The following is an 18,081-nucleotide window of genomic DNA, read 5'->3' as shown; positions in this document are numbered from 1 at the left end:
CGCAGGCGTGCGGCCGAACGCGCCGCGGCGCTCGCCGATGAGCGCACGCAGGGGTGAACTTCAGGCCCGGCGGATAAGGGCCCGCAAGTAACACGGACGAGGCCGCAGGCGCTCAGGCGCCGGTGGCCGCGGCCATGCGGGCGAGGGCCTCGTCCAGTGTCGCACGCGGGCAGCCAAAATTGAGCCGCAGCCACCCGGGCGCACCGAAGTAGCGCCCGTCGGACAAGCCGACACCGGCTGCCTCAAAGAACGCTGCGACATCCCCGATGTTGTATTCCGCGATGAGCTCACGACAATCGAGCCACGCCAGATAAGTCGCCTCCGGTCGTGCTAGCGAGATGCCCGGCATGGCCGCGACCGCCTCCATGACCCGGTCGCGGTTGCCACGCAGATAGGCGAGCAGCGCCTGCCGCCAGGGGTCACCATCGCGGTAGGCGGCCTCGGCCGCGACCATGCCGAGCACGTTCACATGCGGCACGATGCCGCGCATCGCGTGACGGTAGCGCCGGCGCAGCCCAGCGTCCGGAATGACGGCGAAGGCGCAGTACAGCGCTGGGACGTTCCAGGTCTTGGACGGCGCCATCAGCGTGATCGTGCGCTGCGCCGCATCGGCATCCAGCGCAGCGATCGGGCGATGCCGGCAGTCTTCGTCGAGCACCAGGCCGCAGTGGATCTCATCGGAGCAGATCAGGAGGTCGTGCTGGCGCGCGAAATCCGCCAGTCGGCGCAGTTCCGCTTCGTCGAAAACGCGCCCCACCGGGTTATGCGGCGAGCACAGCAGCAACATCTGGCTACGCGCATCAACACTCGCCTCCAGCGCCGCCCAGTCCCAACCCCAGCGCCCCTCCTGAAGCACCAGTTCGCAGCGCTGCAGCACCCGGTCCGTGTTCTCCGGTGCGGACAGGAAGGGCGGGTACACCGGCGCCGCGGTGAGCACCCCGTCGCCCGGTTTGCCGGCGATCGCACAGGCCAGGTTGAAGCCCGTCACCACACCCGGAAGCCAGACCAGCCAGTCGGGATCTATGGTCCAGCCATGGTCACGCTGCAGCCCCTCGACGACCGCCTCGACCAGGGACGGCCAGGCGTCGGTGTAGCCGAACACGCCATGATCGATCCGGCGATGGAGCGCCTCGACCACGGCGGGCGGCGCCGCAAAGTCCATGTCGGCGACCCACAGGGGCAGGACGTCCCGCCCCGCGTAGCGGCCCCACTTTTCGCTTGGCAGGCTGCGGCGGTCGATGATGCGGTCGAAATCGAAGGCGGGGGCGGTCATGGCGAGAGCGTCGGAGGTTGCGCGAGGGGCATTGTCCCGCATCGGGGTGGAGGGCGCAGCCCTTGAGCGATGGTTGGTGCAGCTGCGATCCATCAGCGGGACCGGAATCGAAGCCACCGCCTACACGCGCCGCCTTGTGCAGGGAAACTGCGTGGAGGCGGCCGACGGAGAGCCTATCCAGCTTGCCCGTCGTTCTTTACCACCCCGAAGCGTTGCAGGGTGTGCTCGCGTGCGGCAGCGTGGTCCACGATCGGTTCCGGGTAGTCGACACCGATCTTGGTACGGCACGCCGTCTGGTCGATGCCACCCAGGGTCCATGGCGCGTGGATGAACTTGTCGGGCACACGTGCAAGTTCGGGCAGGTAGCGGCGGATGAAGCGGCCCTCGGGGTCGAACTTTTCCGACTGGGTGACGGGATTGAAGATGCGGAACCAGGGCTGCGCATCGCACCCGGTGGAGGCCGCCCACTGCCAGCCACCGTTGTTGGCAGCGAGATCGTAATCGTTGAGCCGGGCGGCGAAGTAGCGCTCACCGAGGCGCCAGTCGATGCCGAGGTCTTTTGTGAGAAAGGAGGCCACGATCATGCGCAGCCGGTTATGCATCCAGCCGGTCTGGTTCAACTGGCGCATCGCCGCGTCCACGATCGGGTAGCCCGTGCGCGCCTCGCACCATGCGGCGAAGCGCTCGGGGGCATCATCCCATTTGACCGCCTCATACTCCGGACGGAAGGCGTGATCGACCACCCGCGGGTTGTGCCACAGGATCTGGTGATAGAAGTCGCGCCAGATCAGCTCCGACAGCCAGCTGTCGGCACCCTCGCCGCCTCGGGCTCGAGCGTGCGCGGCGAGTTGGCGGATCGACACCGTGCCGAAGCGCAGATGCGTGGACAGATAGCTGACGCCCTTCACCGCAGGAAAATCGCGCGCGCGCTTGTAGCGGTCGATGCGCGCGGCGAAGTCCTCGAACAACCGCCGTCCGCCACGCATGCCCGTGGGCAGGTTCAGCTCGGCGAGCCCGGCGGGTTCGAAGCCGATATCGGCCAGGCTGGGCAGAGTTTCACCCATCGGCTTCGGCGCCAGGTGCGCGGCGTATTTCTCCACTGGATACGCCTTGAGCTGGAAATCATCAATCGCCTTGAGCCAGGCGGTCTTGTATGGCGTGAACACGCTGTAGGACTTGCCTGCCTGCGTCAGCACCTCGTCGCGCTCGAAGATCACCTGGTCCTTGAAATCCTCGTAGCCGATGCCGGCTTCCGCGAGCGCCTGCGCCACCCGGCTGTCACGCACGATCGCGCCGGGTTCATAGTCGCGGTTGGCGACGACCTTGTCCACGCCGAGCACTGCGGCGAGGCGCGGCAGCACATCCTCGGCACGGCCGTGGCGCACGATCACCCCAGCCCCCACCCCTCCCGCTGCGCGCGCCATGGCCCCGAGCGCTTCATCGAGCTCGATCAAGCTGGCATGGATGAACTCGACACGGCGATCCCGGCGCGAGGGCAGCGCCTCCAGGATCGCGGTGTCGAACACGAAGGCACAATGCACGCGATCGGCGAAGCGCAGGGCATGATGGAGGGCCGCATGGTCAAAGCTGCGCAGATCGCGACGAAACCAGACGAGAGCGGAAGGCATTGATCTGTCCAGGACAAATAAAGCCTGCATTATGACCCAGCCCGTAGCGCCAAGAACGGGGTCGATGGGCGTAAAATGCCGTCCATGGATACGCCCACGGCCAATTTCACACACCACTTCCTGATCGCCATGCCCAACATGGTCGATCCTCACTTCGCGCGCACCCTGACCTATATCGCCGAACACAATGACCAGGGCGCGCTCGGTCTCATCGTGAACCGGCCGATCGACATGACGCTCGCCACGCTTTTCGAGCGCATCGAACTCCCACTGGAAGCCGAAGGCTTTGCCGCCCAGCCGGTGTATTTCGGTGGCCCGGTGCAGACCGACCGCGGCTTCGTGCTGCACCGGCCACTCGGCGACTGGCACTCCACGCTCAAGGTGACCGACGAGGTCGGCCTGACCAGCAGCCGCGACGTGCTCCAGGCCATCGGCGCGAACGGCAAGCCGGAGCAGGTGCTCGTCACCCTTGGCTACGCCGGCTGGGCCGCGGGCCAGCTCGAGCAGGAACTGCTCGACAACGCCTGGCTCACCGTACCCGCAGACATGGCCATCGTATTCGATCTGCCACCCGAAGAGCGGCTTGCCGCCGCGATGCAGAAGCTGGGCGTCGACTTCACCAACCTGAGCGAGGTTGCCGGGCATGCCTGACGCGGTTGCCGCCGCCCTGCCCGCGCGCGGCACCGTTCTCGGATTCGACTTCGGCCTCGCGCGCATCGGCATTGCCAGCGGCGAGCTGGAAACCTGCCAGGCCAGCGCGCTCACCACCGTGCACGAAGAGGCCAGCGACGCCCGCTTCCGGGCAATTGCCGCCTTGATCGAGGAATGGCGGCCGATCGCCCTCGTGGTCGGCATTCCCACCCACCTCGACGGCACGGCGCACGAGCTTACCGCGCGCTGTCACCGCTTCGCGAACCAACTCCACGGCCGCTTCGGGCTACCCGTATTCACCGCCGACGAACGCCTGTCTTCGGTGGCGGCCGAACGCGAGCTCGCCGACGCCGGCCGCAAGCACTGGCGCGAACGCAAAGCGGTACTCGACGCAGCCTCCGCGCGGCTCATCCTGCAAACTTTCCTGGACACCCGACGCCATGAAGAACCTTGACGCCGAAGCCCTCTACCGGCAGCTCGCCGAGCAGATTCGCCCCCACGTCACGCCTAAGACAGCGCTCGTAGGCATCTACACCGGCGGCCTGTGGCTGGCCGAGCGGCTGCACGCCGAGCTCGGCATCAGCCAGCCACTGGGCGCGATTGACGTCTCGTTTTACCGCGACGACTACGGCAGCAAGGGTCTGCATGCCAGCCCCCAGCGCACCGAGATCCCCTTCAACGTGGATGGCGCGCATGTGATCCTCGTCGATGACGTGCTGTACACGGGGCGCACCACTCGGGCTGCACTCAACGAACTGTTCGATTTCGGACGCCCGGCGATGGTCGAACTCGCCGTACTGGCCGACCGTGGCAGCCGTGAACTGCCGATCGCTGCGCGCTACTGCGCACACACCCCGCCCCAGGCGCTGCCGCGCGAGCAGAGCCTGCAGTTGCAGCGCGACGAGAACGGCCGGTTCACACTCGAGCTGACCGGGAACGAATAACCGCCGTACGGACACAGCGCGACCGCGCTGCTCCGTCTTCTCATCACCCTCTCCCTTTCCTGCCCACTCGCTGACACCGAGGCACGCCCGATGCGCCACCCCCAGCTCAACCAGCACGGCGAACTGCAGCACCTGCTCACGCTAGACGGTCTGCCGCGCGACATCCTCACCGCCATCCTCGACACCGCCGCGCCCTTCACCGAAGTCGCCGAGCGCGAGGTCAAGAAGCTGCCGCTGCTGCGCGGCAAGAGCGTGTTCAACCTGTTCTTCGAGAACTCGACACGCACCCGCACCACTTTCGAGATTGCCGCCAAGCGGCTGTCGGCCGACGTGGTGAACCTCAACATCAACACCAGCTCGGCGGCCAAGGGCGAGAGCCTGCTCGACACCGTCGACAACCTGTGTGCGATGCAGGCCGACATGTTCGTCGTGCGCCATGCCGCCAGCGGCGCGCCGATGCTGATCGCCCAGCACCTGCGCAATACCCGGCGCGAACACATCAGCGTGGTCAACGCCGGCGACGGGCGGCATGCGCACCCGACCCAGGGCCTGCTGGACATGTATACGATCCGCCACTTCAAGCAGGACTTCAGCAACCTGACGGTGGCGATCGTCGGCGACGTGCTGCACTCGCGCGTCGCGCGCAGCCAGATTGCCGCGCTGACCACACTCGGTGTGCCCGAGGTGCGCGTAATCGGCCCCAAGACCCTGCTGCCGACCGAAGTCGAGAAGCTCGGCGTCCGCGTGTTCCACGACATGCGCGAGGGCCTGAAGGGCGTCGACGTGGTGATGATGCTGCGCCTGCAGAACGAGCGCATGAATGGCGCGCTGCTACCCACGCCGCAGGAGTACTACAAGATCTGGGGCCTGACCGCCGAGAAGCTCGCGCTCGCCAAGCCCGACGCCATCGTGATGCACCCCGGTCCGATGAACCGCGGCGTCGAGATCGACTCGGCGGTAGCGGATGGCGCGCAGGCGGTCATCCTGCCCCAGGTCACCTTCGGCATCGCCGTGCGCATGGCGGTCATGAGCATGCTGGGCAGCCGCTGAGCGCCCGCCACCGGAAGACGAACGAGCATGAACATCCTGATTTCCAAGGGCCGCGTCATCGACCCGGCCAACCGCAGCGACGCGGTGCAAGACGTCTATGTTTCGGGCGGCAAGATCGTCGCCCTCGGTCAGGCCCCGCAGGGCTTCGTCGCCGAGCGTACGATCGACGCCAACGGCCTCGTGGTCGCCCCCGGCTTCATCGACCTCGCCGCGCGCCTGCGCGAACCCGGGTTCGAATACCGCGCCACACTCGAGTCCGAGATGGAGGCGGCGATGGCCGGTGGCGTCACCAGCCTGGCGATCCCGCCCGACACCGACCCGGCACTCGACGAGCCCGGCCTGGTCGAGATGCTGACCTACCGCGCCAAGAAGCTGAACCGCGCCCACATCTACCCGGTCGGAGCACTCACGCTCGGCCTCAAGGGCGAGCGCCTGTCGGAGATGGCCGAACTGGTCGAAGCCGGCTGCGTGGCCTTCTCGCAAGCCAATGTGCCGGTCGTGGACAACGCCGTGCTGATGCGGGCGCTACAGTACGCCGCAACCTTCGATTTCCGCGTCTGGCTGCAGCCGCTTGCACCCTTCCTGTCGCGCATTGGTCACGCGCACGACGGCGAGGTCGCCACCCGCCTGGGCCTCACCGGCATCCCGGTCGCGGCCGAGACGGTGGGACTGTACACCTACCTCGAACTGGCCAAGGCCACTGGTGCGCGCCTGCACATTACCCGCCTGTCCTCGGCCGCCGGCCTCGCCTTGATCGACCAGGCGCGCACCGAAGGGATGGACGTGACCTGCGACGTATCGATCAACCACGTCCATCTGTGCGACATGGATATCGGCTATTTCGACCCCAATTGCCACCTGATCCCGCCGCTGCGCAGCCAGCGCGACCGTGAGGCGCTCTGCAAGGGACTCGCTGACGGCCGCATCAACGCCCTGTGCTCGGACCACACGCCGGTGGACGATGATGGCAAGCAGACCCCATTCTCCGAGTCCGAGCCCGGGGCCACCGGACTCGAGCTCCTGCTGCCGCTGACGCTGAAGTGGGCGGACCGCGCTGGTCTTTCGCTGCTCGACGGCCTCGCCCGCATCACCTCGGACGCGGCGAAGATCGTCGGCATCACCAAGGCCGGCCACCTTTCGGTCGGCGCACGCGCCGACGTATGCGTCTTCGATCCAGCAGCCCACGGCATCGTCACCCGCGAGGGGCTGAAGAGCCAGGGCAAGAACACGCCCTTCCTCGGCATGGAACTACCCGGAAAGGTGCGCTACACCCTGGTCGAGGGCCAGGTGATGTACGAAGGCCGCTGAATCCTCGCCGGCGCCCGGTCGCCGGCCTTGAACGAAAAGGGGCAGCCGGTTGCGGCTGCCCCTTTTCGTTCAAACGCCAACGCGGAGATCAGGCGCCGAACAGCAGGGGCGCGAAGCCGTTGCGCACCCCGGCGAGCACCATCAACACGATCTGCAGCACCAGCAGTAACACCAGCGGAGAGAGGTCGACATTGGCAATGGTCGGAACCACGCGACGGAAGGGACGCAGGAACGGCGCAGCAAGCGAGTGCAGCACCGGTGCCAGCGGCGCGTGCGGGCTCACCCAGGACAGGATCGCCGAGCCGAGCACGACTGCAAACAGCAGGTACACCATCATTCGCAGCAGTTCGATCAGCCCCACGCCCAGCAGACCGGCCAGCACCGACGCGGAATCACCGCTGAAGGCGGCACCATGCAAACTGAGCTCGAAGGCCACCAGCAGCACCTGCACCACCCAGGCCGGCAGCAGGCTGGCCATGTCGAGCCCGAACAGGCCAGGCACGACACGACGCAGCGGACGCACGGCCCAGTCGGTGGTGCTGACCACGAACTGGCCGAGCTGGTTGCGGAAGGATATGCGCTGCCACTGCATGTAGAAGCGCGCCAGCAGCATGAGCGTGATGAAGCTGGCGAGCACGTCAACCACCAGCAACAGGATGTTCGCGAGCATCGCCTAGTCCTTTCCGAGTAATTCACCGAGTTCGCGGCCCCGCGCCTCGGCGGCGCCAACCGCGGCGACCAGCACATCGTGCCAGCCTGCACCAGCCAGATGGGCCAGTGCCGCCTCCGTCGTGCCGCCCTTGGACGTCACCTTCTGGCGCAGCACTGCGGGCGCGTCCGCCGAGCCCGCGGCCAGCTTCGCCGCGCCGAGCACGGTGTCGATCGCCAGCCGGCGCGCGGCCACCTCATCGAAGCCCAGGCGCTGGCCCGCAGCTTCCAGCGCCTCGATGAAGTGAAACACATACGCCGGGCCACTACCCGAGATCGCCGTCACCGCATCCATCTGCGCCTCGGTTTCGGCCCACACCGTGCTGCCCACCGCGCTGAGGATGCGCTCGGCGTCCTCACGCCCGGCGGCATCCACCGAGGGATCCGCGTACAGGCCGGTCACACCGGCACCGATCAGCGCGGGGGTGTTGGGCATGCAGCGCACCAGGCGGGTGTACGGGCGCCCTTGCCCCCCCAGCCAGCGGCCGAGGTCGGCCAGGCGCAGGCCGGCGGCGATGCTGATCACGAGTTGCCCGTCGAGGCGCCCCGCGAGCGGAGCAAGCGCCAGCTTCATCTGCTGCGGCTTGACCGCGAGCACGACCACATCGCAGTCCAGCGCAGCCTCGTCGAAGGCCGCCACCGCGCGCACGCTGAACCGGCCCTCGAGTACCGCGCACGCCTCGCTGCCGAGTTCCACGACCTGGATGTCTGCAGGCAAGAAGCCACGTTCCAGCATTCCGCCGATGAGGGCAGTGGCCATGTTGCCACCACCGAGGAAGGTAATCTTCATTCAATGACCTCGAGATAAAGTCTGATGTGCGCGCAGGCGCCGATCAGGCCGATGTGACGCCCACCCGCGTCTGCCGCTCGCCGAAGATCGCGGTGCCGACGCGCACGATGGTCGCCCCTTCGGCAATGGCCGGCTCGATGTCGTGCGACATGCCCATCGAGAGCGTATCGACTTCCAGACCACCTTTGAGGAGCGCATCACGCAGACTGCGCAGCAAGCCGAAGCGGGCACGCAGAAGTGCCACATCCTCAGTCGGCTCGGGAATGCACATCAGGCCGCGCAAGCGAAGCTGTGGGAGAACGGCAACCGCGTGCGCCAGCTCGATCGCCTGCTCGGGCGCGACGCCGCTCTTGCTGTCCTCACCGCTGACATTGACCTGGACGCACACGTTCAGCGGCGCCAGGTGCACATCGCGCTGTGCGGACAGACGTTCGGCGATCTTCAGCCGGTCGATGCTGTGCACCCAGTCAAAGGCGTTCGCCACCGGCCGCGTCTTGTTGCTCTGCAGCGGACCGATGAAATGCCACTCCAGCCCCATCCCGCGCAGGGCCTCGACCTTGTCCACGCCCTCCTGGACGTAGTTTTCACCAAACACGCGCTGTCCAGCCTCGGCCGCCTCGCGCACCGCTTCGGCCGGCCAGGTCTTGCTGACGGCCATGAGCCGGACATCATCAGTGGAACGCCCGACAGCGTGGGCAGCGGCCGCGACACGGCTGCGGACGGCAAGCAGGCGCTCGGCGATTGTCGTCATGATTCGTGGCCTATTTCCTTGGGGAGCGAAGCGCGAAAAGTATAGCATTGCGCTGTTCGCCCGATTTTCGTTCAACCTGCCCCGCATACGGGGCGCCACTGCGCCGGAAAGACCATGGACATCACCGAACTGCTCGCCTTCGCGGTCAAGAACAAGGCCTCCGACCTCCACCTTTCCGCCGGTCTGCCGCCCATGATCCGCGTACATGGCGATGTCCGGCGCATCAACCTGCCGCCACTCGAGCACAAGGAAGTGCACGGCATGGTGTACGACATCATGAACGACGGGCAGCGCAAGCAGTTCGAGGAAACCTGGGAGTGCGACTTCTCCTTCGCCGTGCCCAACCTCGCCCGCTTCCGCGTCAACGCCTTCAACCAGAATCGCGGCGGCGCAGCCGTCTTCCGTACCATTCCCTCCAAGGTACTTTCGCTTGAAGAACTGAACTGCCCGAAGATCTTCAAGGATATCGCCAGCCAGCCGCGCGGCATCGTGCTCGTCACCGGGCCGACCGGCTCCGGGAAGTCCACTACGCTCGCGGCGATGGTCGATTACGTGAACGAAAACGAGTATGGCCACATCCTCACCGTCGAGGATCCAATCGAATTCGTGCATGAATCGAAGCGCTGCCTGATCAACCAGCGCGAGGTGCACCGCGACACCATGTCCTTCAACAACGCCCTGCGCGCCGCGCTGCGCGAAGACCCGGACGTGGTACTCGTGGGCGAGATGCGCGACCTCGAGACCATCCGCCTCGCGCTCACTGCGGCCGAAACAGGCCACCTCGTTTTCGGCACCCTGCACACCTCGTCGGCAGCAAAGACCATCGACCGTATCGTCGACGTCTTTCCCGCAGCGGAAAAGGACATGGTGCGCTCCATGCTGTCGGAGTCCCTGCGTGCGGTGATCTCGCAGACGCTGCTCAAGACCAAGGATGGTCAGGGTCGGGTGGCGGCGCACGAGATCATGATCGGCACCCCCGCGATCCGCAACCTGATCCGCGAAAACAAGATCGCGCAGATGTACTCTTCGATCCAGACCGGCCAGAACGCGGGTATGCAGACCCTGGACCAGTGCCTCGCCGACCTGGTGCGGCGCAATGTGGTCTCGGCGGCAGAAGCCCGCCACAAGGCGCAGAACAAGGAAAGCTTCGCCGGTTGACCGGCATCCCCCACTCTCCCGCCCGCAGGAGCACAAGCAGATGGAACGCGATCAGGCCCTCAAGTTCATGCACGATCTGCTGCGGCTGATGCTGCAGAAGAACGGTTCCGACCTCTTCATCACCGCGGGCTTTCCGCCCGCGATCAAGATCGACGGCAAGATCATCCCGCAGTCCAACCAGATCCTGCAGCCCCAGCACACTTCCGAACTCGCCCGCGCGGTGATGAACGACCGCCAGGCCGCCGACTTCGAGGCCCACAAGGAGTGCAACTTCGGCATCTCTCCCGCCGGGATCGGGCGCTTCCGCGTAAACGCTTTCGTGCAGCAGGGCCGCGTCGGGCTGGTGCTGCGTACCATTCCGCAGAAGATCCCGAATTTCGAGGAACTGGGGCTGCCGCCGGTGCTCACCGACATCGCGCTCTCCAAGCGCGGGCTGGTGATCTTCGTGGGCGGCACGGGCACCGGCAAGACGACCTCGCTCGCGGCGATGGTCGATTACCGCAACGAAAACACCTACGGCCACATCATCACGGTCGAGGACCCGATCGAGTTCGTGCATCCACACAAGAACTGTATCGTCACCCAGCGCGAGGTCGGCATCGACACCGAGAACTGGGAGGCTGCGCTGAAGAACACCCTGCGCCAGGCCCCGGATGTGATCCTGATGGGCGAAATCCGCGACCGCGAGACCATGGACTATGCGATCGCCTTCGCCGAGACCGGGCACCTGTGTCTGGCGACGCTGCACGCCAACAGCGCCAACCAGGCGATCGACCGGATCATCAACTTCTTCCCGGAAGACCGCCGCACGCAGCTGCTGATGGACCTGTCGCTGAACCTGCGCGCGATGATCTCGCAGCGCCTGCTGCCGGTGAAGGATCGCAAGGGCCGGGTGCCCGCGGTCGAGGTACTGCTCAACTCGCCGCTGATTTCCGACCTGATCTTCAAGGGTAACGTCCCCGAGATCAAGGACATCATGAAGCGCTCCCGCGAGCTCGGCATGCAGACCTTCGACCAGTCGCTGTTCCAGCTCTACGAGGACGAACTCATCACCTACGAAGATGCACTGCGCAACGCCGACTCGATCAACGACCTGCGCCTGCAGATCAAGCTGAACAGCCGGCACGGCGAACCCATCGCCGACGGCGCGCTGAGCAATCTCGGCCTGATCTGAGCTCACCCATCCCCGGGCGGGCGTCGAGGGACGCACGCCCGGGAAATGCGCTCAGATCAGCGACGGACCGGCGACGATCGCCGCAGCATCCTTTTCGCTGATGCGCACACTGGCGTTCATGATCACCAGCGCGATGAGCCAGTCGCGAAGGCGCTCGGCGCCACGAACTTCCAACTCCACGAAGCGGCAGCCGATCTGCCCGGCCGACTCGATGCAGTTCATCGGCTCGGCGCGACCACGGATCCGGTCCGGAACGCCTTCGCGTTCGAGCACGAACTCGAACACACTGCCGGAACCGAGCGGAACGTCGGCTCCGATCGAGAAACCCTCGATCGAGATGTCGCGCAGTGCCGTGCGCTGATCACCCGAGCGCAGCCAGATGTACGGGACGCCACGACGGGAGGCGATGAAGCGCTGTATGCGCCGCCGCTCACCCCCCTCCATGGCCGCGAGAGCCGGCGCGTGCGCGTGCGCGTTCGCCCCCACCCTCAGCCGCGCTCCTGGCGCACTCTGGCGATGAGTTGATCGGCCACCTTGAGAGTGTTCTCATGGCTACCGGTCATTGATGCCGAGGTCAGGTACTTGCCGCCGACGACGATCGCCGGCACGCCCTGGATCTTCATCGCGCGTGCGAGCTGATCCGAGCGCTGCACCAAGGAGCCGACGCCGAAGGACTTGTAGGTTTCCATGAACTTCGCGGGGTCGGCGACCTTGCCGGTGACGAACTCTCTGACCTGCTCCTCGTTGAAGAGGGGGCGCTTCTCGTCCTGGACCGCTGCAAATACGGTCGAATGGACCGTATCGAGTTCCCCTGCGATCTCGGCGGTGTAATACAGCCGTGCCAGCCCGGCAAGCTGGGCATTGTTCCAGACCGCGGGCACGACACGCAGGACCACATCCTCGGCGAGCGTCTTCTTCCACGCCGAAACCAGCGGATCGAAGTCCCTGCAGTGCGGGCAACCGTAGTGGAAGAACTCGTACACTTCGATCTTCGAGGGGTCGTCACCCGGCTGTGCCGGGTCCAGAACCTGGAAGGGGTCGGCCGCCCCCGCCAAGCCTGCATAGGGCAGCGCAAGGGTCAGACCGGCAAGCTTGAGGGCATCACGACGATTCATGCAGAACTCCGTTGGCTAGGTATGGGGCTGTTGATACGGCCTTGCTCTGACGCGGCGGACGGCCGGTTGTTCCGCACCGCGCGGCCTCCACGCTCAGGGGTTGCGGCTGACCGAAGCGTTGAATCCGGCCTCGGCCAGGCGGGCCCGCATCGGGTTCATGTCTTCGGGAGTGGCAAACGGTCCCACGCGTACACGATGCACGACCCGCCCATCGGAAAGCTGGGCACGCTGCGCGCTGGCCTCGATGCCCGACAGCGCAAGGCGGGCCTTGAGGTTGTCGGCTTCGCTCGGATTTTCGAAGGCGCCAACCTGGAGATAGAGCCGCACAGGCGACGGCTGCACGGGCTGCGGCACGGCCTCGACCACGGGCACGGGCTGCACTGCGACCTGCCCGGGTGCGGGCACATTGTCGCCCTGCGGCAGGATGCGATAGAAATCGAAGTCCTGCTTCGCGACCGGCCGGTCTCCCGGCTTTCCGGGCAGCGCGGCAGGCCCGCCCTGCGATGGCGCCTCCACACGCGGCACGGTAGGTGCCGGCTGAAAGGGGTTCGAACGGGTGAAATACCACGCAGCCCCCGCAGCGATCATCGCTCCGAGCACCAGCCCGATGAAGATGCCGATGAGCGTACCCCCCGCGCTTCGGGCGGGCGGGCGCGCGGGCTTGCGGACGGGCTTTCGATCACGACTCACGAGCACTCTCCGTGGCTTACATCGACTCGGGCGCGGATACGCCCAGCATCTTCAGTCCGGTGACCAGCACCTGGCGTACCGCGGCGGCGAGCGCAAGGCGGGCGAGCTTGAGTGCCTCGTCCTCGACCAGCATGCGCTCGGCGTTGTACCAGCTGTGGAAGTCGGCAGCTAGATCCTTGAGATAGAAGGCGACCTGATGCGGCGCGTAGTCGGCAGCGGCGTTCTGCACCAGTTCGGTGAAGCTCGCCAGGCGCGCGCACAGGGCGAGCTCGCGCTCGTTCTGCAACAGGCCGAGATCGGCCTCGGCCAGTTCGACAGTCTCCCCGCCCCACTGGCTGAGCACCGAGCACACCCGGGCGTGGGCGTACTGCACGTAGTACACCGGGTTCTCGTTGCTCTGGCTCTTGGCGAGGTCGAGGTCGAAGTCCAGGTGCTGGTCGGACTTGCGCAGCACGTAAAAGAAGCGGCACGCATCGTTGCCGACTTCCTTGCGCAGTTCACGCAGGGTGACGAACTCGCCCGAGCGCGTGGACATCGAGGTCTTCTGACCGTTGCGGTACAGCACCGCGAACTGCACCAGCGCCACCTCGAGCTTTTCCGGCGGCAGGCCGAGCGCGGCGATAGCGCCCTTCACGCGCGGGATGTAGCCGTGGTGGTCGGCGCCCCAGATGTCGATGATGCGGTCGAAGCCGCGCTCGTACTTGTTGAGGTGGTAGGCGATGTCGGAGGCGAAATAGGTGTACAAGCCGTTCTCGCGCTGCACGACGCGGTCCTTCTCGTCGCCGAAGGCGGTGGAGCGGAACCACTTGGCGCCGTCCTGCAGGTAGATGTGGCCCTGCTTCTCAAGTTGGGCGACCGCGCGCTCGACCAGGCCGGTGTCGAACAGGCTCTGCTCCGAGAACCACTTGTCGAAGCGCACGCCGAACTCCTGCAGGTCCTCGCGACCGTCTCCCAGTTGCTCGTTGAGTGCGAAGCCGTGAACCCAGGGGTAGTCCTCGCCGAGCAGTTTCTTGGCGTTGGCGATCAGCGCGTCGAGGTGCTCCTCGCGTTGCTGCTTGGCCTCATCGTCCTTGCGCTCGATCGGCGGCAGGCCAGGCGTGCCAGCGAGCACCTGCTCGACCGTTACCTTCGCAAAGCGGTCCTGATGGGCGTCGCGCATGTCGCGCCCCATGTCGATCACGTAATCGCCCTGATAGGCGTTGGGCGGGAAAGGAATCTCGACACCGAAGAAGGCGAGATAACGCAGCCAGGTCGACAGCGCCAGGATGTCCATCTGGCGGCCGGCGTCATTGACGTAATACTCACGCGTGACGTCGTAGCCGGCAAACGCCAGCACGTCCGACAGCGAGGCACCGTAGGCCGCGCCACGGCCATGGCCGACGTGCAGCGGTCCGGTCGGGTTGGCGGAGACAAACTCGACCTGCACCTTGACGCCCTTGGCAGCGCCGCGGCCGAAATCCACACCCTTGCCCAGCACCTCGCGCACGATCGCGGTCTTGGCATCGGCTGCCAGGGTGAAGTTGATGAAGCCCGCACCGGCAACCTCGGCCTTCTCGACCAGCGTCGAGGGCGGCAACTCTGCCAGCAACAGGTTGGCGAGTTCGCGCGGATTGCGCTTGAGCGGCTTGGCCAGCTGCAGCGCGAGGTTGGTGGCGAAATCACCGTGGCTGGCCTGTTTCGGGCGTTCCAGCAGGATCGGGGTATCGACCTGATCGGGCGCTACGCTCTTCAGCGCGGTTTCCAGCAGATCGGTCAGAAGGACTTTGGGGTCGGCGCTCATGGCACTCGGATTGAATTCGAAACGGCGGATTATAGCGGAACGGAAAGCCCCGCCCCGGCGAGGATGTGAGCACGCTTTGCAGGCCAGACCCACAGCACGCGCCCCCGGAGGGTGCCGACCCTGCAGGAGCGGGGGGCGGTACGGTCGGGCGAGCACTGGGGCGCGCGTTCCATCCACGCCACTTTCGGGCTAAAGTCCGCGGTTTGCATCTGTCCGGCTTTCCACCGTGCGCATCTTCCGTCTCGTCAAGATTGTTTCCGTCAGCCTTCGCTTTGGCCTCGACCGCATGGTGCTCGACGCCGACAGCAGCGGCCGGCTGGCACACGTGTGGCACAAGGTCTTCTTCTGGCGGACATTCACCGAATCGCGCGGCGCGCGTCTGCGCCAGGCGCTGGAGTCCCTCGGGCCCATCTTCGTGAAGTTCGGCCAGATGCTGTCGACCCGGCGCGACCTGCTGCCCCCCGACCTCGCCGACGAACTTGCCTTGTTGCAGGACCGGGTCCCCCCCTTTCCCACCGAGCAGGCGCTGGAAGTCCTCGAAGGCTTCTACGGCAAGCCGATCGACGAGGTGTTCGACGACTTCGAACGCACCCCGGTCGCCTCGGCCTCGGTGGCGCAGGTGCATTTCGCCCGCCTTCCGGACGGCACCGACGTCGCGGTCAAGGTGCTGCGCCCCGGCATCGAACGCGTCATCGAGCACGATATCGCCCTGCTCGAGGTCGCCGCCGTGCTGCTGGAGCGTATCTGGCCCGAAGGCCGGCGCCTGAAGCCGCGCGAGGTGGTCGCCGAGTTCAGCAAGTACCTGCACGACGAACTCGACCTGATGCGCGAGGCCGCCAACTGCTCGCAGTTGCGGCGCAACTTCACCGATTCGTCGCTGCTGATCGTGCCCGAGGTCTATTGGGACTGGTGCGGCCGCAAGGTCATGGTGATGGAGCGCATGCGCGGCGTGCCGATCTCGCAGACGCCAGCACTGCTCGCCCAGGGCACCGACCTGAAGGCTCTGTCGCGCGCAGGCGTGGAGATCTTCTTCACCCAGGTGTTCCGCGACGGCTTCTTCCACGCCGACATGCACCCGGGCAACATCTTCGTGCATCAGGACGGGCGCTACATCGCGCTCGACTTCGGCATCATGGGAACGCTGAACGAGGAGGACAAGAACTACCTCGCGCAGAACTTCCTCGCCTTCTTCAAGCGCGACTACCGTCGCGTGGCGCTCGCCCACATCGAGGCTGGCTGGGTGCCGGCCAAGACACGGGTAGACGAATTCGAAGCGGCGATTCGCACCGTATGCGAGCCGATCTTCGACAAGCCCTTGAAGGACATTTCCTTCGGCAAGACCCTGCTGCGCCTGTTCCAGACCGCGCGCCGCTTCGAGATGGAAGTACAGCCGCAGCTCGTGCTGTTGCAGAAGACCCTGCTCAACATCGAGGGTCTCGGCCGTCAGCTCGATCCCGAGCTCGACCTGTGGAAGACTGCCAAGCCCTTCCTCGAGCGCTGGATGGACGAGCGCATGGGTGTGCGCGCCCTGGTGCGCGGCATGAAGGAGGAAGCCCCGGCCTGGGCCGGTACGCTGCCGCAGCTGCCCCGCCTCGTGCATCAGGCGCTGACCGAGTCACAGCGTCATCAGACCGCACAACAGCAGCGACTCGAAGAACTCGCAGCGAACCAGCGCATGCATGGCCGCCTGCTGCTGCTCGTGGGCGCAGCCGCGATGGCCCTGCTCGGCCTGGAGCTCCACCGCCTCTTCGGCTGACCACATGCACGCAGCCCAGCCGAGCGCACCCCCACCGGTCCGGCTCATCGGCGCAGCTTCGGCCCTGGGCGCGCCGCACCCGGGCAGTGCGGACGCACCTGCCGCGCTGCTGCGGTCCGGCCTGGTGCGCCAATGCGCAGAACTCGGCCTCGCCCTGGAAACTGCCCCCCTGCTCGCCCCCGAAACGTCCGCGAGCGAAAGCGCTGGCGAAGGCACCACGATGAGCGCACGCCTCGCCACCAACGCGCGCTTCGCAGCCCGCCTTGCCGATGCACTCGCAGCGGCACCCGCAACGGCGCGCACATTCGTCCTCGGTGGCGACCATGCGATTGCGGCCGGCAGTTGGCGCGGACTCGGACGGCAGGCCAGCCTGGCGCCGGGCCTGCTGTGGGTGGACGCCCACCTCGACAGCCACACCGAGACCACGACGCACTCCGGCAACATCCACGGCATGCCGCTCGCAGCACTGCTGGGTGCAGGCCCGGCCGCACTGGCCGGGATCGAGGGCCCCACCCTCGACCCCGCCCGCACCTGCATCTTCGGCGCGCGGGCCTGGGAAGCGGAGGAACGCAGCCTGCTTGCACGCCTTGGCGTGCGCGTTTTCGCGGCGAACGAGATCCACGCGCGCGGACTGCAGACCTGCTTCACGGAGGCGCTCGGCATCGTGCGCGCCGACCAGCGTGCGGGCTTCGGCCTGAGCCTGGACCTGGATGCGCTCGACCCGCAACACTTCCCGGCAGTGACCTGCCCCGAGCCCAACGGCCTCGAGCCGCTTGCGCTGGAGGCGGCGCTGCGCACACTGCGCAATTGCGCCGACTTCCGCATGCTGGAGATCGTCGAATACCGCCCCGACCTCGATGTGGACGGACGCTGCGCGATCTGGATTTCCCGTCTCGCGGCAGCCGCGCTCGCCAGCGGCACCCCGCGCACCCGATGAGGCACGCGCAAGAGCGCCGGGCGGGCGTTGCATCGGCGCAATAATTCACGGCCGATCAACCTAAAAACCTCAGTCGGTGACGTGTAGTTTGCCGCAAGCGCGGGCAGCGCTACGGGTTTGCCGTTGATCGAGGGAGTAACACGATGGGTGAGTCGGAATTGAAGCGTGTGCACGCCGAGGAGAAGCTCTTGTCGTGCGCCGCGGTGCAGACGGCGGGCGGGCGCGTGCAGGTTCGTTGGGAGGCCGACGGTGCGGCCACGCCGATGGGGCAACTGGCGTACTTCATCGAATTCCTGACGCTGACCCCCGAGTTCGACAGTTAAGCTCGCAAGTGCTTGTTTTTTCTAGATCGCACTTTCAAAAATGCC

19 protein-coding genes are annotated in these 18,081 nt (G+C 66.3%); 10 read left to right on the top strand and 9 right to left on the bottom strand.

The features are described 5' to 3' along the window. Positions 1 to 112 precede the first annotated feature (112 nt). Positions 113 to 1,273 carry a MalY/PatB family protein gene (locus tag ACNKW1_RS15470; RefSeq protein WP_418365476.1) on the bottom strand — a complete coding sequence of 387 codons (1,161 nt, stop codon included), beginning with the start codon at positions 1,271 to 1,273 and terminating at the stop codon, positions 113 to 115. 173 nt (positions 1,274 to 1,446) lie between these two features. Then, positions 1,447 to 2,901 (bottom strand): cryptochrome/photolyase family protein, encoded by a 1,455-nt coding sequence (locus ACNKW1_RS15465; protein ID WP_418365475.1) that lies wholly within the window; start codon positions 2,899 to 2,901, stop codon positions 1,447 to 1,449. A gap of 75 nt (positions 2,902 to 2,976) precedes the next feature. On the opposite strand from ACNKW1_RS15465, the gene ACNKW1_RS15460 reads away from it, so the two are divergent. The 5 genes from ACNKW1_RS15460 (at position 2,977) to ACNKW1_RS15440 (ending at position 6,854) form a co-directional block, all read left to right on the top strand. Then, complete coding sequence (locus ACNKW1_RS15460) at positions 2,977 to 3,552, top strand: YqgE/AlgH family protein (RefSeq protein ID WP_418365474.1); 576 nt, start codon at positions 2,977 to 2,979, stop codon at positions 3,550 to 3,552. Continuing rightward, entirely contained in the window at positions 3,545 to 4,006 is a 462-nt protein-coding gene (gene ruvX, locus ACNKW1_RS15455) for a Holliday junction resolvase RuvX (protein WP_418365473.1), read from the top strand. Before ACNKW1_RS15460 ends, ruvX begins: the two co-directional genes overlap by 8 nt. Next, a complete protein-coding gene (pyrR, locus tag ACNKW1_RS15450) occupies positions 3,993 to 4,496 on the top strand; it encodes a bifunctional pyr operon transcriptional regulator/uracil phosphoribosyltransferase PyrR (protein ID WP_418365472.1) in 504 nt (167 codons plus the stop codon). Before ruvX ends, pyrR begins: the two co-directional genes overlap by 14 nt. Before the next feature lie 90 nt (positions 4,497 to 4,586). Next, complete coding sequence (locus ACNKW1_RS15445; RefSeq protein WP_418365471.1) at positions 4,587 to 5,546, top strand: aspartate carbamoyltransferase catalytic subunit; 960 nt, start codon at positions 4,587 to 4,589, stop codon at positions 5,544 to 5,546. 27 nt (positions 5,547 to 5,573) lie between these two features. Beyond that, positions 5,574 to 6,854 (top strand): dihydroorotase, encoded by a 1,281-nt coding sequence (locus ACNKW1_RS15440; RefSeq protein ID WP_418365470.1) that lies wholly within the window; start codon positions 5,574 to 5,576, stop codon positions 6,852 to 6,854. Positions 6,855 to 6,942: 88 nt separating this feature from the next. Here the strand turns inward: ACNKW1_RS15440 and ACNKW1_RS15435 are convergent, their stop codons facing one another. The 3 genes from ACNKW1_RS15435 to ACNKW1_RS15425 are packed head-to-tail and all read right to left on the bottom strand — an operon-like array spanning position 6,943 to position 9,103. Further along, positions 6,943 to 7,524 (bottom strand): YggT family protein, encoded by a 582-nt coding sequence (locus tag ACNKW1_RS15435; RefSeq protein ID WP_418365469.1) that lies wholly within the window; start codon positions 7,522 to 7,524, stop codon positions 6,943 to 6,945. A 3-nt stretch (positions 7,525 to 7,527) separates the two neighbouring features. Continuing rightward, entirely contained in the window at positions 7,528 to 8,352 is an 825-nt protein-coding gene (gene proC / locus ACNKW1_RS15430; RefSeq protein ID WP_418365468.1) for a pyrroline-5-carboxylate reductase, read from the bottom strand. A 43-nt stretch (positions 8,353 to 8,395) separates the two neighbouring features. Continuing rightward, a complete protein-coding gene (locus ACNKW1_RS15425; RefSeq protein WP_418365467.1) occupies positions 8,396 to 9,103 on the bottom strand; it encodes a YggS family pyridoxal phosphate-dependent enzyme in 708 nt (235 codons plus the stop codon). Positions 9,104 to 9,217: 114 nt separating this feature from the next. Between ACNKW1_RS15425 and ACNKW1_RS15420 the strand changes: the two genes are divergently transcribed. Together ACNKW1_RS15420 and ACNKW1_RS15415 are read left to right on the top strand one after the other, a co-directional pair. Then, positions 9,218 to 10,261, top strand: coding sequence for a type IV pilus twitching motility protein PilT (locus ACNKW1_RS15420; protein WP_418365466.1), 1,044 nt, complete (start codon positions 9,218 to 9,220; stop codon positions 10,259 to 10,261). Between the two features lie 40 nt (positions 10,262 to 10,301). Continuing rightward, on the top strand, positions 10,302 to 11,435 hold the full coding sequence (locus tag ACNKW1_RS15415; protein ID WP_418365465.1) for a PilT/PilU family type 4a pilus ATPase: 1,134 nt from the start codon (positions 10,302 to 10,304) through the stop codon (positions 11,433 to 11,435). 51 nt (positions 11,436 to 11,486) lie between these two features. Here ACNKW1_RS15415 and ACNKW1_RS15410 read toward each other — a convergent pair whose 3' ends face one another. The 4 genes from ACNKW1_RS15410 to argS form a co-directional block, all read right to left on the bottom strand. Beyond that, positions 11,487 to 11,921, bottom strand: coding sequence for a PilZ domain-containing protein (locus ACNKW1_RS15410; protein ID WP_418365464.1), 435 nt, complete (start codon positions 11,919 to 11,921; stop codon positions 11,487 to 11,489). Between the two features lie 2 nt (positions 11,922 to 11,923). Then, entirely contained in the window at positions 11,924 to 12,550 is a 627-nt protein-coding gene (locus tag ACNKW1_RS15405; protein ID WP_418365463.1) for a thiol:disulfide interchange protein DsbA/DsbL, read from the bottom strand. Positions 12,551 to 12,643: 93 nt separating this feature from the next. Further along, positions 12,644 to 13,240 (bottom strand): SPOR domain-containing protein, encoded by a 597-nt coding sequence (locus tag ACNKW1_RS15400; protein WP_418365462.1) that lies wholly within the window; start codon positions 13,238 to 13,240, stop codon positions 12,644 to 12,646. Between the two features lie 16 nt (positions 13,241 to 13,256). Continuing rightward, the gene (gene argS, locus ACNKW1_RS15395; RefSeq protein WP_418365461.1) at positions 13,257 to 15,020 is read right to left on the bottom strand and encodes an arginine--tRNA ligase; all 1,764 of its coding nucleotides are present in this window, start codon (positions 15,018 to 15,020) and stop codon (positions 13,257 to 13,259) included. Positions 15,021 to 15,246: 226 nt separating this feature from the next. On the opposite strand from argS, the gene ubiB reads away from it, so the two are divergent. The 3 genes from ubiB (at position 15,247) to ACNKW1_RS15380 (ending at position 18,036) form a co-directional block, all read left to right on the top strand. After that, a complete protein-coding gene (ubiB, locus tag ACNKW1_RS15390; protein ID WP_418365460.1) occupies positions 15,247 to 16,776 on the top strand; it encodes a ubiquinone biosynthesis regulatory protein kinase UbiB in 1,530 nt (509 codons plus the stop codon). 4 nt (positions 16,777 to 16,780) lie between these two features. Beyond that, complete coding sequence (locus ACNKW1_RS15385) at positions 16,781 to 17,713, top strand: arginase family protein (protein ID WP_418365459.1); 933 nt, start codon at positions 16,781 to 16,783, stop codon at positions 17,711 to 17,713. A gap of 143 nt (positions 17,714 to 17,856) precedes the next feature. Beyond that, positions 17,857 to 18,036 (top strand): hypothetical protein, encoded by a 180-nt coding sequence (locus ACNKW1_RS15380; RefSeq protein ID WP_418365458.1) that lies wholly within the window; start codon positions 17,857 to 17,859, stop codon positions 18,034 to 18,036. Positions 18,037 to 18,081 lie beyond the last annotated feature (45 nt).

Origin of the sequence: Thauera sp. WH-2 (assembly GCF_048321015.1) — a bacterium.
Lineage (GTDB): Bacteria > Pseudomonadota > Gammaproteobacteria > Burkholderiales > Rhodocyclaceae > Thauera.
This window is presented reverse-complemented; position numbering and strand designations above follow the sequence as displayed.

Bases quoted from the DNA above. Each gene is read 5' to 3' on its own strand.
- ruvX (WP_418365473.1), top strand. From the start codon at position 3,545: ATGCCTGACGCGGTTGCCGCCGCCCTGCCCGCGCGCGGCACCGTTCTC.
- ACNKW1_RS15445 (WP_418365471.1), top strand. From the start codon at position 4,587: ATGCGCCACCCCCAGCTCAACCAGCACGGCGAACTGCAGCACCTGCTC.
- ACNKW1_RS15460 (WP_418365474.1), top strand. From the start codon at position 2,977: ATGCCGTCCATGGATACGCCCACGGCCAATTTCACACACCACTTCCTG.
- argS (WP_418365461.1), bottom strand. From the start codon at position 15,020: ATGAGCGCCGACCCCAAAGTCCTTCTGACCGATCTGCTGGAAACCGCG.
- ACNKW1_RS15470 (WP_418365476.1), bottom strand. From the start codon at position 1,273: ATGACCGCCCCCGCCTTCGATTTCGACCGCATCATCGACCGCCGCAGC.
- ACNKW1_RS15385 (WP_418365459.1), top strand. From the start codon at position 16,781: ATGCACGCAGCCCAGCCGAGCGCACCCCCACCGGTCCGGCTCATCGGC.
- ACNKW1_RS15440 (WP_418365470.1), top strand. From the start codon at position 5,574: ATGAACATCCTGATTTCCAAGGGCCGCGTCATCGACCCGGCCAACCGC.
- ACNKW1_RS15380 (WP_418365458.1), top strand. From the start codon at position 17,857: ATGGGTGAGTCGGAATTGAAGCGTGTGCACGCCGAGGAGAAGCTCTTG.
- ACNKW1_RS15465 (WP_418365475.1), bottom strand. From the start codon at position 2,901: ATGCCTTCCGCTCTCGTCTGGTTTCGTCGCGATCTGCGCAGCTTTGAC.
- ACNKW1_RS15415 (WP_418365465.1), top strand. From the start codon at position 10,302: ATGGAACGCGATCAGGCCCTCAAGTTCATGCACGATCTGCTGCGGCTG.
- ACNKW1_RS15405 (WP_418365463.1), bottom strand. From the start codon at position 12,550: ATGAATCGTCGTGATGCCCTCAAGCTTGCCGGTCTGACCCTTGCGCTG.
- ACNKW1_RS15435 (WP_418365469.1), bottom strand. From the start codon at position 7,524: ATGCTCGCGAACATCCTGTTGCTGGTGGTTGACGTGCTCGCCAGCTTC.
- ACNKW1_RS15420 (WP_418365466.1), top strand. From the start codon at position 9,218: ATGGACATCACCGAACTGCTCGCCTTCGCGGTCAAGAACAAGGCCTCC.
- ACNKW1_RS15425 (WP_418365467.1), bottom strand. From the start codon at position 9,103: ATGACGACAATCGCCGAGCGCCTGCTTGCCGTCCGCAGCCGTGTCGCG.
- proC (WP_418365468.1), bottom strand. From the start codon at position 8,352: ATGAAGATTACCTTCCTCGGTGGTGGCAACATGGCCACTGCCCTCATC.
- pyrR (WP_418365472.1), top strand. From the start codon at position 3,993: ATGAAGAACCTTGACGCCGAAGCCCTCTACCGGCAGCTCGCCGAGCAG.